The 14,067-nt window shown below is 67.8% G+C and carries 14 protein-coding genes; 7 read left to right on the top strand and 7 right to left on the bottom strand.

Annotation, left to right across the window (positions count from 1 at the left end; genetic code table 11):
* Window positions 1-18: 18 nt before the first annotated feature.
* The 4 genes from ABL838_RS28080 to ABL838_RS28065 form a co-directional block, all read right to left on the bottom strand.
* Window positions 19-1,002, bottom strand: coding sequence for an ABC transporter substrate-binding protein (locus ABL838_RS28080; RefSeq protein WP_418122956.1), 984 nt, complete (start codon window positions 1,000-1,002; stop codon window positions 19-21).
* Between the two features lie 79 nt (window positions 1,003-1,081).
* Window positions 1,082-1,948 (bottom strand): creatininase family protein, encoded by an 867-nt coding sequence (locus ABL838_RS28075; protein ID WP_126023792.1) that lies wholly within the window; start codon window positions 1,946-1,948, stop codon window positions 1,082-1,084.
* Between the two features lie 23 nt (window positions 1,949-1,971).
* Window positions 1,972-3,237 (bottom strand): amidohydrolase family protein, encoded by a 1,266-nt coding sequence (locus ABL838_RS28070; RefSeq protein ID WP_418122954.1) that lies wholly within the window; start codon window positions 3,235-3,237, stop codon window positions 1,972-1,974.
* Window positions 3,234-3,821, bottom strand: a complete 588-nt coding sequence (locus ABL838_RS28065; protein WP_126023790.1) for an NAD(P)H-dependent oxidoreductase — start codon at window positions 3,819-3,821, stop codon at window positions 3,234-3,236. Before ABL838_RS28065 ends, ABL838_RS28070 begins: the two co-directional genes overlap by 4 nt.
* A gap of 314 nt (window positions 3,822-4,135) precedes the next feature.
* On the opposite strand from ABL838_RS28065, the gene ABL838_RS28060 reads away from it, so the two are divergent.
* The 6 genes from ABL838_RS28060 to ABL838_RS28035 all read left to right on the top strand — a co-directional run bounded on the left by ABL838_RS28060 (window position 4,136) and on the right by ABL838_RS28035 (window position 9,875).
* Window positions 4,136-4,651 (top strand): spore coat U domain-containing protein, encoded by a 516-nt coding sequence (locus tag ABL838_RS28060; protein WP_126023789.1) that lies wholly within the window; start codon window positions 4,136-4,138, stop codon window positions 4,649-4,651.
* A gap of 20 nt (window positions 4,652-4,671) precedes the next feature.
* The gene (locus tag ABL838_RS28055; RefSeq protein ID WP_418122952.1) at window positions 4,672-5,403 is read left to right on the top strand and encodes a molecular chaperone; all 732 of its coding nucleotides are present in this window, start codon (window positions 4,672-4,674) and stop codon (window positions 5,401-5,403) included.
* Between the two features lie 40 nt (window positions 5,404-5,443).
* Window positions 5,444-7,765 (top strand): fimbria/pilus outer membrane usher protein, encoded by a 2,322-nt coding sequence (locus ABL838_RS28050; RefSeq protein ID WP_418122950.1) that lies wholly within the window; start codon window positions 5,444-5,446, stop codon window positions 7,763-7,765.
* Window positions 7,762-8,778 carry a spore coat U domain-containing protein gene (locus ABL838_RS28045; RefSeq protein WP_418122948.1) on the top strand — a complete coding sequence of 339 codons (1,017 nt, stop codon included), beginning with the start codon at window positions 7,762-7,764 and terminating at the stop codon, window positions 8,776-8,778. The genes ABL838_RS28050 and ABL838_RS28045 overlap by 4 nt, the downstream gene beginning before the upstream one ends.
* 245 nt (window positions 8,779-9,023) lie before the next feature.
* Complete coding sequence (locus ABL838_RS28040) at window positions 9,024-9,419, top strand: hypothetical protein (protein WP_418122946.1); 396 nt, start codon at window positions 9,024-9,026, stop codon at window positions 9,417-9,419.
* A gap of 141 nt (window positions 9,420-9,560) precedes the next feature.
* Window positions 9,561-9,875: a hypothetical protein gene (locus tag ABL838_RS28035; protein WP_369660677.1), complete on the top strand. Its 315-nt coding sequence runs from the start codon at window positions 9,561-9,563 to the stop codon at window positions 9,873-9,875.
* Window positions 9,876-9,897: 22 nt separating this feature from the next.
* On the opposite strand, the gene ABL838_RS28030 is transcribed toward ABL838_RS28035, so the two are convergent.
* Window positions 9,898-11,022, bottom strand: a complete 1,125-nt coding sequence (locus ABL838_RS28030) for a hypothetical protein (protein ID WP_418122944.1) — start codon at window positions 11,020-11,022, stop codon at window positions 9,898-9,900.
* Window positions 11,023-11,216: 194 nt separating this feature from the next.
* A complete protein-coding gene (locus ABL838_RS28025) occupies window positions 11,217-11,894 on the bottom strand; it encodes a TetR/AcrR family transcriptional regulator (RefSeq protein ID WP_184640930.1) in 678 nt (225 codons plus the stop codon).
* 163 nt (window positions 11,895-12,057) lie between these two features.
* On the opposite strand from ABL838_RS28025, the gene ABL838_RS28020 reads away from it, so the two are divergent.
* Window positions 12,058-13,128, top strand: a complete 1,071-nt coding sequence (locus ABL838_RS28020; protein ID WP_418122942.1) for an asparaginase — start codon at window positions 12,058-12,060, stop codon at window positions 13,126-13,128.
* A gap of 80 nt (window positions 13,129-13,208) precedes the next feature.
* On the opposite strand, the gene ABL838_RS28015 is transcribed toward ABL838_RS28020, so the two are convergent.
* Entirely contained in the window at window positions 13,209-14,027 is an 819-nt protein-coding gene (locus ABL838_RS28015) for a phosphatase PAP2 family protein (RefSeq protein WP_418122940.1), read from the bottom strand.
* Window positions 14,028-14,067 lie beyond the last annotated feature (40 nt).

Genomic DNA, 14,067 nt, shown 5'->3' with positions numbered 1-14,067 from the left:
GCAGCGCGTCGTTAAGGTTCAGGGGATGACCTTGGCGTCCTTCACGAACTCGGTCGTGTAAGTCTTCGCCAGCTCCACCTTCGACGGATCGAGCAGCTTCGCGCTCACGAGAAAGTCGTAGCTCGCCTTCGCGCGTGCATCCGTCATCACGCCGATGCCCAGCTTGGCCGCGTCGCCGCCGGTGATCATTCCCATCTCCTTGAGCTTGGCGACGCTGTAGGCCAGCTGGTCGTCGGTCATGTTGGGGTTGTCCTTCTTGATGAGCGCGTTGGCGGGCGCGGGGTCGGCGAGGTAGCTCTTCCAGCCCTCGGCCGAGGCCTTCACGAAGGCGGCGACCTGCTTGCTGCGGTCCTTCACCGTCTTCTCCATGCACGACACGGTGGTCGCGTAGGCCGGGAAGCCGTGGTCGCTGAACATCAGCACGGTGCTCTTCACGCCGGCCTTCTGGATGGCGTAGGGCTCCGAGGTCAGGTAGCCCTGCTGCGCGGCGTTCTTGTCGGCCACGAAGGGCTGGATGTTGAAGGTGTAGGGGCGGGTCTGCTCGTCGGTGAGGCCGAACTTGGCCTTCAGCCACGGCCAGTAGCCGCGCTGGGCCTGCGCGCCGATCAGCAGCGTCTTGCCCTTGAGGTCCTCGAACTTCTTCACGTCCTCGTGCGCGATCAGCACCTGCGGGTCCTTCTGGAAGAAGGCCGCCACGTTGACCACCGGCACGCCGCCTTCGCGCACCTGCATCATCTGGATGTCGCTCGAACCCATGATGCAGTCGGCCTGGCCGGCGGCCATCATCTGCGTGATGTTGACCTGCGGGCCACCCATCTTGATGGTCACGTCCAGGCCGTACTTCTTGTAGATGCCCTGTGCCACGGCCTGGTAGAAGCCGCCGTGCTCGGCCTGCGCGTACCAGTTGGTCATGTAGGTGAACTTGTCCTCGGCCTGCGCGGGTGCGGCGGCGAGGAATGCGATGGCGGCGGCGCCGGCGATGGACAGTGCGAAGGAACGCATGATGAGGACCTCTCGTGGGCAGGGGAGTTGAAGAAGAAAACGAAGGAAAAGGAAGAAGCGGCCGTTGCAAGAAGCGGGCTCAGGCCGCCGGCTCGAAGCGCTGCTGGATGAAGCCCTGCTGGTGTCCGCGCTCCCAGGTGGCTTCCTCGCGCACCACCCAGCGCAGTGCGTGCAGCTCGGTCAGCGCCTGCACCCAGCTGTCGGAGAGCGTGTCGAGGATGGCTTCGCCCTGCTCGCGCGTGGCGGTGGTCGGGTCGCCGATCACGCCGCTCGGGCCGAAGTCGCGCGAGGTCCATGCACAGGCCGGGCGGCCGTCGGCCGACAGCAGCTTGATCGGGAAGGGCGGCGGAAAGTTGGCGACCGCATGTTCCATGTGCACCGTCTCGGGCGCGAGCGCGAGCATCAGCGCGGTCTCGGAATGGCCGGCGTGCATCGCGAGTTTCTTCTCCTGCTCGCTGACCTGCTTGCTGGCCGCGCTCGGCAGGCGCGACACGCCATGCGGCACCACCACGAAATCGCCGTGGCGCAGGCGCAGTTCGCGCGCCGCCATTTCGAGCACCTGCGGCTGGCCGCCGTGGCCGTTGGCGAACAGCAGCTTGCGAAAGCCCGAGCGGTACACCGATTCGCCGATCTCGATCACCGTCGACAGCAGCGTGGTGCCGGTCAGCGTCATCGTTCCGGGGAAGTGCAGGTGCTCTTCCGACTTGCCATACGTGATGGTCGGCAGCGCGAAGGCGCGCACCTCGGCGGGGAGCTTTTCGAGCGCCTTGCCCATCACGCCCGAGCAGATCACGCTGTCAACCGAGCAGGGCAGGTGCGGACCGTGCTGCTCGATGGCGCCGCAGGGCAGCACGATGACGGTGTTCTCGCGGTCGGGCAGCGCGGCGATCTCGGTCCAGCTCAGGTAGGGCAGGAAGCGGTGGGGCGGGATGTAGCCGTGGAGCATGGGAAGGTGTCCTTGTGTGTTCGTTACCGGGGGAGGAAGGGCGTCGCGTCGCCGTGCGTGACGCGGCCGTCGCGCAGCACCACGCGGCCGGCGGTGCGCGAGGGCCAGCCGTGGCGGTCGGCCTGCGTGAACAGCACCAGGTCGGCGCCCTGGCCCACCAGTGTGGGCCTCGCAGGAGCGGCTTGGCGCCGCAGCCAGTCGCTGCGGCACAGCGCCTGCGACCATTCGTCGAAGGGTTCGTCGAGCTGCGCCACCAGCGCGGCCGTGCCCAGCGCCTCGACCGGGTCGAAGCTGCCGACGCGGCAGAACGGGTCTTGCACGTTATCGCTCGCGAACAGCAGCGGAATGCCGCGCTCGCGCGCTTCCTTCACCAGCGTGATGCCGCGCAGGCGCGGCGTGCGGCCGGTGACGGCATCCTGCAGCAGCAGGTTGGTGGCAGGCAGCGACACCACCGTGATCGGCGCGCGCGCCACGGCGTCGAGCGTGGCGAGCGCCTGCGCCTCGGGCTGGGCCGCGAGCGCGCAGATGTGGCCGCAGACCACGCGGCCTTCGTAGCCGATCTCGCGCAGGATGCGGGCGGTGGTCTGCAGGCCCACTGCCGAAGCGTTGAGCTCCTCGTCCACGTGCAGGTCGATGTCCAGGTCGCAGGCCTGCGCCGACACCAGCAGGTTGCGCAGCGCTTTCTCGCTCCAGTTGGTGGAGTGCACGAAGCCGCCGAGCAGCGTGTGCGGGCCGGTGGCCTTGACCTGCTTCGCGAGGCGCATGGCCTGAGCCGCGTCTTCGAAGAGCGGCAGCTTGATCAGGCTCACCTGCTCCAGCCGCACCCTGCCGGCCCATTCCTGCGCCAGCTCGGCCATCACCGGCCATGCCATCGGCACGGCATCGGGCTCCCACCAGTCGACGTGCGTGCGCAGGTGCGCGGTGCCGCATTCCCAGGCCCATTGCAGGCCGCGCGAGGCACGCTCGCGCACGTCGGCCGGCGTCCAGTGCACGCGATCGGCGAGCATCGCGTCGATGGCGCCGAGCAGGCCGGGCTGCACCTGCTTCATGCGCGGCAGGGTGAAGGCCTTGTCCAGGTGCGTGTGGGCGTCGACGAAGCAGGGAAGCACCAGTGCGCCGTCGAGGTTCCAGGCGGAGGGCGTGGCGGCGACAGCGGGGTCGACAGACCGCACGCGGCCTGCCTCGATCGCAACGCGCGCGAGTTCGGGCACGCCATCGCGCTGCGGCCAGTCGGCCGGTAGCAGCCAGCGCGGCAGGCGCACGTTGTCGAGGAGCGATGGCGCGCTCATGCGAAGCGCGCCATGGCTTGCCCCACGCGCGCCATGAAGCGCTTGAGCTGGGGCTCGGTGGCGACGTTCATGTGGTAGTGGGCGTGGTAGTCCACCTTCGCGCGCCGGCCGGTCAGCCGCAGCATGTACCGCGTGACGATCTTGCGCGGCGGATCGCCCATGTACATGGCCATCCAGCGCGGCCGCCCGTAGGTGACGACGGCGCTGATGCGCTTGATGTGCGTGAGCATCGGCTTCACGTTGGCCGGGTCGCTGATGTCGAAGGCCACGCCCGGCATGAAGAGCCGGTCGAAGTAGCCCTTGAGCATCGCCGGCAGCCCGAAGCACCAGGTCGGAAAGCAGAACACGATGCCCTCGGCCCACAGCAGCCGCTCCACGTAGGGCGCGAGCGGCAGCTGGTTGGAGGGCACGTCGTGGTAGCCCAGGCGCTCCTCGCGCGACAACACCGGGTTGAAGCCTTCGGCGTAGAGGTCGCAGTCGTCCACCTCGTGCCCGGCCGCGCGAAGGTTCTTCAAGACCTCCTGGTGCAGGGCGGCGTGGAAGCTGGTTTCGACCGGATGGCAGTAGACGACGAGCACTCGCATGGTGTGTTTGACCGCTTAATCAGAGCAAGTGGTCAGGTTATGCAAGCGACGTGCCAGTGCGGGTGCACCGGCTTGGGGCGGCGTGGCGGCCGCGCTACGGAACTGTCGGAAGGCTGCTGGATGAGTGGCCGAATTTCGTAACAAAAGTCACGCGAGGCCGGGAAACGAGTGCCTGGGCGAGCGAATTTTGCTGTCTCCGTAACAACAGCTCACTCTTTCTTCCAATTGTTAACTAAAATTCACAGTCCCAAATTTGTGAACTTTGGGCCTCATTCTCTCTTCATCAACCGTTCGATACCCGAGAGTCCGTCCTCATGAAAAAACCTTCCCTCATCGTTGCAGCCGTCCTGGCCGCTCTGGCCGCCAGCGCGGCGATCGCCGACACGGCCAGCTCCACGTTCAAGGTCCTCATCACCGTGACCAAGGCCTGCTCGGTCACGGCGGGTGCGGCCTCGAACATCGACTTCGGCTCGGTCACCTCGACCGCCACCGCCCTGTCGGCCAGCAGCAACATCAGCGTGACCTGCTCCAAGTCGACGCCCTACAACATCGGCCTGCAGCCTTCGAGCACCGCTGCCACCGACACCACCGGCGCCGGCTTCATGAGTCCCATCGTGGCTGGCCCGGACACCATTGCCTACCAGCTTCGCTCGGTGAGCGCGACGGGTCCCATCTGGGGCAACACCGCCACGCCCACCTCGGTCGGAAACGGCGTGGCCGGCACCGGCACCGGCACGGCCCAGTCCATCCCCGTGTTCGCAACGGTCGCAAGCGCCAACGTGACGCCTGGTGCCTACGCCGACACCGTGACCGTCCAGGTCAACTACTGATCCATTGCCTGAGGCCGACCGTGCACCGCCTGCTGCGCCACACCCTTGCCCTCGCGTTCGCCCTGCTGGCGCACGCGGCCGCCTCGGCTAGCGGGCTGCAGGTCTCTCCGGTCACGCTGACGCTGCAGGCCACGCAGAACGCCGATGGCCTATGGCTCAGCAACACCGGCGACGACGTGGTGCACGCCCAGGTGCGGGTCTACCAGTGGTCGCAGGACGCCGGCAACGAGAAGCTCACGCCCTCGCGCGAGCTCCTCGTGAGCCCACCGATGGTGCAGCTCGCACCGTCCGAGCGGCAGCTGATCCGCGTCATCCGCACCGGGGTTCCTGCCGGCGCGGTCGAGAATTCGTACCGGGTAGTCATCGACGAACTGCCCGTCGAGATGAAGGAAAAGAAGGGCCTGCAGCTGGTGCTGCGCTACTCGGTGCCCATCTTCATCGCAGCCGCCGGCGCGCAGCCGGCCGCACCCCAGCTCAGCTGGTCGCTGCGCCGCGAAGGCAGCCAGGCGGTGCTCGAGGTCGCCAACGGCGGCGGCATGCACGCCCAGCTCGCCGATCTGGATTTCGTCGATACCGCCGGCAAGCGCACTCCGGTGCACGCCGGCCTGATGGGCTACGTCCTGCCGGGCGCGAACATGCGTTGGCCCTTGAAGACCCCCGCGGAGGCCTTCGCCACCGGCGGCGTTCTGGAAACGAAGATCAATGGCAACGCGACGCAGGAAAAGATTCCGCCACTTCCACGCGTCCGCTGAGCGTCTGCTCCCACTGCTGCTTCTGTCGGGTCTGGCGTCATTGGACGCCCAGGCCGAGAAGACTGCAGCCGGACCGGGCCCGTGGCTGGTCGCATCCGCTGCGGAAAGCGACCTCACCGGCCCGACCGGGAGCGACCTCTACCTGGAACTGAGCCTCAACGGCAACCCCCAGGGGCTGGTGCATTTCGGGCTGCGCGATCGCGAGCTCTGGGCCAGCGCCTCCACCCTGCGGCAACTGGGCTTCGTCCTGCCGCCGGGCGCGTCCGACCCGGTGAGGCTCAACAGCCTTCCCGGCGTGAAGGTCGCCTACGACGCCGCAAGGCAGAGCGTCGCCATCAACGCGCCCGCCGACGTGCTGCGCCTGCCCACGACCGTGGTGAACACCTCGACGGTCGCCTCCCCCAAGGCCAGCGCCTCGCCCGGCCTGCTGCTGAACTACGACCTCTACGGCACGCAGGGCCGCGGCAACAGCACCAGCCTCAACGCGCTGGCCGAAGTTCGCGCCTTCAGCGGAAGCAGCGTGTTCACCAGCACCATGATGTCGCGCGCCTACCGCTCCGACAACGAAGACTGGAAGCACGACTCCGTGCGGCTGGACACCACCTGGAGCCAGTCCTTCCCCGACGACATGCTGACGCTGCGCGTGGGCGACACCACCACCGCGTCGCTGCCGTGGTCGCGCTCCACCCGCATCGGCGGCATCCAGCTCTCGCGCAACTTCTCGCTGCAGCCCTATCGCACGACGACCCCGCTGCCGGCCTTCCTGGGCTCGGCCACGCTGCCCTCGCAGGTGGAGCTCTACATCAACGGCCTGCGCCAGTACACCGGCCAGGTCCCTGCCGGGCCCTTCCAGCTGAACACGGTGCCCAGCATCAACGGCGCGGGCAATGCCCAGGTGGTTCTCACCGACGCCTTCGGGCGCGCGACGACCCTCGATTTCTCGCTGTACGACACGCAGCGCCTGCTGCAGGAGGGCCTGTCCGACTGGTCCGTCGATCTCGGCATGGTGCGCAGAAACTACGGCCTTCGCTCGAACGACTACGGCAGCGACCCCGCCGCCACCGGCACCTGGCGCTACGGCGTGAGCAACAGCTTCACGCTGGAGGCGCACGGCGAAACCACCAAGGGGCTGGTGAAGGGCGGTGTCGGCGGCGCATGGCTGATCGGGCAGAGCGGCGTGTTCACGGGCGCCGTGGCGCACAGCAGCTATCGCGGCGAGCAGGGCTCGCTGCTCAACCTCGGCTACAGCTGGCGCGACAACCAGTTCAATTTCGCGGTCGAGGGCACGCGCACGCGCGGCGAGTACCGCGACGTCGCCTCGCTTTACGGCAGCGCACCGGCCCGTGGCTCGGGCCGTGCATCCATCGGCTACACGACAAAGGATCTCGGCAGCTTCGGCCTGAGCTACCTCTACCTGCGCTACCCGGCGCAGGAGGCGACGCGCATGGCCAGCGTCTACTGGTTCCGGGCCATCGGAAAGAGCGCCTCGATGAACGTGAGCCTCAACCAGAACCTCGACAACCGCCGCGAGCGCAGCCTCTTCGTCGGCTTCACCTGGGCGCTGGACGGCAACATCACGGCCAGCGCCGGCGTCCAGCGCGACAACGGCAAGACGGTCTACACCGCCGATGCGCAGAGCTCCATGCCGGGCGACGGCGGCATCGGCTGGAGAGCGGGCCTGCGCCAGGGCGGCGGCCAGAACGGCGGTCAGGCCGAGATCGACTACCTCGGCCGCTACGGCCGCGCCATGGCCGGCATCAGCGTGCTTGGCGACAACCGCTTCGCCTACGCGGGCGCCACCGGCTCGATCGCGTTCATGGGCGGCCAGCCCTTCGCGGCGCGGCGCATCGACGACGCCTTCGCGGTGGTTTCCACCGACGGCATCGCGGGCGTGCCCGTGAGGCTGGAAAACCGCGACATCGGCACCACGGACGACAAGGGCATGCTGCTGGTGGCGCCGCTTCGCTCCTACCAGAACAACCAGCTGTCCATCGACCCGATGCAGCTGCCCGCCGACGTGAGGATCGAGCGCGTGAAGACGGTCGCCACGCCGAGCGACCGGGCCGGCACGCTGGTGCGCTTCGGCATCACGCCGGTCAGCGCGGCCGCGCTGCTGCTGGTGGACGAGGCGGGCAAGCCGCTGCCGCTGGGCAGCCGCGTGCGAGCCAACGCACAGGGCGGCGAGCCGGCGCTGGTGGGCTTCGACGGCGCCGTGTATCTCGAGTCGCTGCAGGCCCGCAACACGCTCGACGTGCAGACGCCCAACGGCGTCTGCCGGACCAGCTTCGACTATCGCAAGGAAGGCGCGGCAGTCCCGCAGATCGGGCCGCTGCGCTGCACCAGGGAGGCCAAGGCGCCATGAGTCTTCTGATCCGCACGCTGCGGGCCCTGCGCCTGCCCATGTTCTGCGCGCTGCTGTGGCTGCTGTCGGCGGGCAGCGCCCAGGCGTCGATCAATTGCACGGCATCGATGACGGCCGTGGCTTTCGGCGCGGTCGACCTGGTTGCCGGCACGGCCACGCCCGCCAACGCCACGCTGAGCTACACCTGCACCAAGAGCGGCAACAACAACACCACCGAGTACGCCAGGGTCTGCTTCAACATCGGCGACGGCAACGAGGGCCTCACGAACTTCAATCCGCGCGTCATGAAGAACACCGCGGGCGACAGCCTGAAGTTCCAGCTCTACCAGGGGACGAGCAGCACGATCTGGGGCTCGAACGGCAACGCCGCGGTGCCGAACCCGTTCACCATCAACATCGCCATTCCCGCCCGGTCCACCACCACCTCGGGCACCGCCACGATGCGCGGTGAGTTGCTCGCGGGCCAGAGCACGGTGCCCCCGGGCTCCTATCAGGACAACTTCGCCGGCATCCACACCTCGATCACGCTGACGTCGAGCACGAACGCGCCCCCGACCACGTGCGGCACGACGCTGGCGGACCAGTTCGCCTTCATCGTCAGCGCCACCATCTCCAAGAGCTGCGTCGTCACGGCCGATCCGCTGAACTTCGGCTCCGTCGCGGGCCTGCCGGGCGGGGCCAACATCGACAAGCTCGGCAACATCTACGTGACCTGCACGACGCCCACCTCCTACACGGTCGGGCTGACGCCGTCGAACAACGTGGCCAATGGTGCGGGGGCGATGACGCCGACCGGGGGCGTGCCTGGCAACACGGACACGGTGCCGTACCAGCTCTACCGCAACGCCGGGCGCACGAATGCCTGGGGCAACATCGCGGGAACCAACACCATGGGGGGTACGGGCAGCGGCCAGGTCCAGACGCTGCCCCTGTATGGCCGCGTTCTCGGCGCAAGCACCAACGTGCGGCCGGACAGCTACCTCGACGTCGTGACGGTCACCGTGACCTACTGAATCCGGGTCCGGGCCGAGCCCGGGCGAGCGAAACGGGAAGCCCGCTGGCAAATTGCGGGAATGTGTGAAGAATGGGGCCTCACGGCCTTCATTTTTCCGCGACTCTGCCGATAAGCCTGACTGGGCATCGATCCGATGCCTCCCAGGTTGCGACGATAGGAGTTCCCATGCCCGGAAACAGGCGAACTGCGAGGGCGGCTGCGCTGCGGTCGCCGCGAACGGCACCACCACTGGCGGCCGCAGGCATGCTGCTGCTCGTGTTGCCCCTGCCGCTGCAATTGAGTTCCGCCGAGCCGGCGCGCGAAGCGAACAGGGCGGCCGGTCGCTTCAACCTGACGATCAACGTGCTCCCGACCTTCGAGGTGCTGGAGATCAGACCCGTGAACGGCGGGCACGAGTACCGCGTGCGGACCAACATGGCGTCGGTGGTCATCAAGGGGCGGGAGTACCGGTTCGACAAGGTCGGGGAAGCGACCTTCATGGTGCCTGGCACCGATGCCGACGGCCGTGCAAGCCTGGGCACCGCCCTGCACGGCACCGTCAGCGCGATGGCCGCGACCGCGGGCGGCGCTTCGGCGCAGCCCGCGAGTGCTGCAGCCGGCGACGGCAGCAATGCCACGCGGGTGACGGTGACCTACTGACCGGCCGGGCCCGCCGGCCAGTCGCCGGTTTCTCCGGCGGGCCCTGCATTTCTTTTCATTCCTGCCGATATCCGGATGCCGGGCGCCCCTGCCGCGCCCGCGCCTCGCGTCCTTGCGACGCACGACAACGGATCGGGCTTCATGACGGGAAATCGGTTTCAACCGGCGCGCGCCGCCCTGGCTGCGCTGGTCGCATTCGCGCCGCTGGTGTGCGCGGCGGAGAGCAGCGCCGGCCCGGCCACAGCGACGGCGCGGGTACGGCTCGTGGTGAGCGTGGCGCCTGTGTTCCAGGTGCTGCAGGCCACGCGAACCCCCGAGGGATGCGACTATCTGGTCTGGACCAACATGAGGTCGATCACCATCGGCGGGCGCGAGTACAGCTTCGACCGGCCCGGCGAGCACACCGTGCACATACCCGAGGCGCCTGCAGGCGCCTGGGTCGTGCATGGCCTCTAGACGGCGGCCGGTCGTTCGGCGCTCAGTCCTGGTTCCCGATCTCGGTGTTGTCCGGCGACAGGCACAGCGCCCCCGTGCAGTTCAGCGACCGGAAGAAGATCGGCTCGTCCGGGTTGCCGAAGTAGCGCAGGCCGTTGGCCGTCTGCTCGTTCGCCTGGACGATGTTGTTTTCATCGAGACCGAAGTAGATGTTGTTGGCCTTGGGGAACTCGTACTCGAAGGTGCTCGCCTGCGTCAGGTCCTTCATGTAGAGGAAGAAGCTCGAAGTCTTGCCCTCGTCGGTCAGGAAGCGCTCCTTCAGCAGGCGGTAGCCCAGCGCACCCTGTTCGCGGATCTGTTTCGGGACGTCGGGGAAGTCGCCGCCGACCACGCTCAGCGGACTGATCACGGCCTTCATCTCGTAGCGGGCCGGGCTGCTCATGTCCTTGATGAAGAAATACGCGCTCTCGTGGTTGATGGTGCTGGGTGCGAACCACGGCCTGAAGCCGTTGGCGCCCTGCGCGTTGGCCGCGTTCACCATGTCCACCTTGGTGGTCGGGATCGGGATGGAGTTGTAGTCGTAGGTGGCCGATGAGCCCATGTCCTTGCGGTAGAGCACGCCGAACACGGGGTTGCTGTTCGGCGGCGGCAGGATCTTCAGCTGCGGCATCAGCTGCACGAAGACCTTGCCCTGCGCGCCCTGGTCCTTCATCTGCTGCAGCAGGCGCGGCAGCAGGTCGGGCGTCAGGATGTCGAGCTCGATCGTCTTGTACTCATAGCTGTAGGTGGTGTCGACGTCTTTCACCACCATGAACTTGTCCTGCAGCCGCACGATGTTGCCGCCCAGGGTGCCTTCGACATAGCGATAGCCCGCGGCGCCTTCGCGGTTCAGCAGCGCGATGTAGTCGTCGTAGCGCTTCTCGGCCGGATCGACGTCCGGATCGCGGTCCTGCTCGAAGGTCACCCACTTGTAGTGGGCGTTGACGGGCGTCGGATTGGTGCCGGGGCCAGGCTCTTCAGGTGGCGGCTCCTTTGGCGGCGGCTCCTTCGGCGGAGGGGGTATCTGGCTGAAGAGCCCGGGGTCGAAGCTGCTGCCGCCACCCCCGCCGCCGCCGCAGGCCACCAGTGCTGCCGTCGCGAGCGCGGCAAAGAACAATCTCGCTTTCATGATCCTCTACTCCTGTTTGTCTGTTCGTGATTCGCCGCCGCGAAAGAAGAAAAAGAAGGCTGGGCGGCGAAGCGTGCGAAGGTAGGCGCGCGGGCGTAGCGAACACAGTGCACAAAGTCACTGCGTTGCAGGAAGCGGAAGGAAGGCGGGAAGAGGAGTAAGAAGAAAGAATTGGCTACGACCGCAGCCGGCGCTCAGGCCTCGATGCCGCAGCCGTGGAGCACGAAGGCCACCAGCTCGCGCGCGATCGGCTCGCGGTCGAAGGGCGCGTCGGGCGGCAGGCCGAGCATCACGCGCGTCTGGATCGCGTAGTCGGCATAGCTCTGCGTCATGGCCCAGATGTGCATCAGCAGGATGCGTGCGTCGAGCGGGCGCATCTGGCCGCGCGCGATCCAGCCGTTGATGACGTCGATCTTCTTCTGCGTCCAGGCCCGTGCGTTGGGCCAGTAGCGGTCGAGGTTGCGCCCGCCGTCGAGAATTTCGCGCGTGAAGATGCGCGACATTTCGGGGCTGTCGATGGCGTGGTCGAGCTTCTTGCGGATGTAGTCGCCCAGCACCGTGGCCGGGTCGCTCGCGTCCTCGAAGGAGAACACCACCTTCCAGGCGTGCAGCACCTGCATCAGCAGCTCCTCGTAGAGCTCTTCCTTGCCGGCGATGTAGTAGTGCAGCTGGGGCTTGGTGAGGCCGGCGCGCGCCGCGATGGCCTGGGTCGAGGTGCCCTTGAGGCCATGCAGGCTGAACTCGGTGACCGCCGCGGTGCGGATCGCCGCCATGATGCGTTCGCGCCCGGGCCTGGCGCGAGACAGGGGGCCGTCGGGCGCGGGCATTTCCTGGGCGGTCGAGACGGGAAGGGCGGCGGGATCGGCGTTCATGGTGGCGGGTGGGCGAGCGGCGGTGCGCGCGGTCGATGGTAATACCACCGGTACCTCTGGCATGACCGCATGCCATGCCGGCATGAGCGGGCAGGGCATGCGGGCATGGTTCCTGTATCTTCCTCGCCGCCTCGAAAAATTCCATTCAACACAGGAGTTGTTTATGTACCTCTCTCCCCGTTTCCGTGCCTTCGCGGCCGGCGCCGCGCTGCTGGCCGCCAGCGCGCTCGCGCAGGCGCAGCAGGCGCTGCCCAATGTGGTGATCCTCGCCACCGGCGGCACCATCGCCGGGGCCGGCGCCTCGGCCGTCAACAGCGCCACCTACGCGGCCGCCAAGGTCGGCGTCGAGAAGCTGATCGCCGGCTTGCCGGAGCTCTCCAAGGTCGCCAACGTGCGCGGCGAACAGGTGTTCCAGGTCGCGTCGGAAAGCCTCACCAACGACAACCTGATGACGCTGGCCAAGCGCGTGTCGGCGCTGTCGAAGCAATCGGACGTGGACGGCATCGTCATCACCCACGGCACCGACACGCTGGAAGAAACCGCCTACTTCCTCACGCTGACCGTGCACACCAGCAAGCCGATCGTGGTGGTCGGCTCGATGCGCCCGGGCACCGCGCTGTCGGCCGACGGCGCGCTCAACCTGTACAACGCCGTGAACGTGGCGGGCAGCAAGGACGCGATGGGCAAGGGCGTGCTCGTGACGATGAACGACAACATCGACACCGGCCGCGACGTGAGCAAGAACGTCAACATCAAGACCAATGCCTTCTCCAGCCAGTGGGGCCCGCTGGGCATGATCGTCGAAGGCCGCAACTACTGGTTCCGCGCGCCGGTGAAGCGTCACACCATGAACTCGGAGTTCGACATCGACAGCATCACCGCGCTGCCGCCGGTTGAAATTGCCATGGGCTACGAGGGCGTGAGCTCGGTGGCCATCGACGCCATCGCCAGGAGCGGCGCCAAGGCGCTGATCCATGGCGGCACCGGCAACGGCTCGGTGGCCGACCGCATCGTTCCGAACCTGCAGAAGGCCCGCGCCGACGGCGTGATCGTGATCCGCAGCGCCCGCGTGCCCGACGGCTTCGTGATCCGCAACGCCGAGCAGCCCGACGACAAGTACGACTGGGTGGTGGCGCACGACCTGCGCCCGCAGAAGGCGCGCATCCTGGCGATGGTGGCTCTCACGAAGACCAACAACACCAAGGAACTGCAGCGCATCTTCTGGGAATACTGATCTCCCCCGGGGCGCATGGCGCCCCTCTGCAGAACAAGGCCGCAGCGGTGAAAGCCGCCGCGGCCTTTTTTTTTTTCTTCTTATCGGCGGTCCGTTCCGCGATGGTGCCGCGCGTACTCGATGCTCGCGATGCAGATCGCCAGCCATGCGGCGCCCGAGCACAGCCCCGCGAGCACGTCGCTCGGGAAGTGCGCCCGCACGAAGATGCGGCTGCAGGCCACGGTGACGATCACGGCCGTCGCCGCCATCACCGAGGGCACGCGCCAGCGCGCGGGCAGCATGCGCAGCCCCAGGTAGCCCAGCATGCCGTAGAGCACCATCGAGCCCGAGCTGTGGCCGCTCGGAAAGGAGTAGCCCGAGACCTGCGCGAAGCCGAAGTCATGCACCGGCCGGGCGCGCTCGAAGATGTGCTTGAGCATGTGGTTCAGCAGTGCATTGCCGACCGTGGCCGCGACCCAGCCGGCAGCGAAGCCGCGGTGCCCGCGCAGCCACAGCGCGATCGCCACGCCGGTGCACAGCAGCACCACGGTGATCGGGTCAGCAAGGTGGGTGAGCCACGAGAACACCTCGCGCACGCCCGGTGGCGTATTCACGCCCACGGAATGGCTGATCGTCTCGTCCAGCAGGCCCATCGGCCGGCCTTGGCCCAGGCCCTCCGCCACCTCGGCGAACACCCAGGCCAGCGCCAGCACCGCCGCCGCACCGATGGCCAGCCCGCCGAACAGCAGCCCGGCGCCCGGCTCGGGCTGCGCCGCGCGGCGGCGGCGCAGGTGCTCGAAGCCCCATGCGGCGATGCCGGCGACCAGGGTCAGCAGGGCGAGAAGAACCAGGAATCCGGGCCAGGCCTGGGCGCCGAGGCGCTCTCCCAGGGCGATCAGTGCGGCATGGTCAACGGGCATGAGTGGGGCGTTCGGGCGACAGGGCTGGGGGTTCGAAGGG

Origin of the sequence: Variovorax sp. 160MFSha2.1 (assembly GCF_048305075.1) — a bacterium.
Taxonomy (GTDB): Bacteria; Pseudomonadota; Gammaproteobacteria; order Burkholderiales; family Burkholderiaceae_C; genus Variovorax; species Variovorax guangxiensis.
Note: the sequence above shows the minus strand (reverse complement) of the source record. Positions and strands in the feature narration are given on the sequence as shown.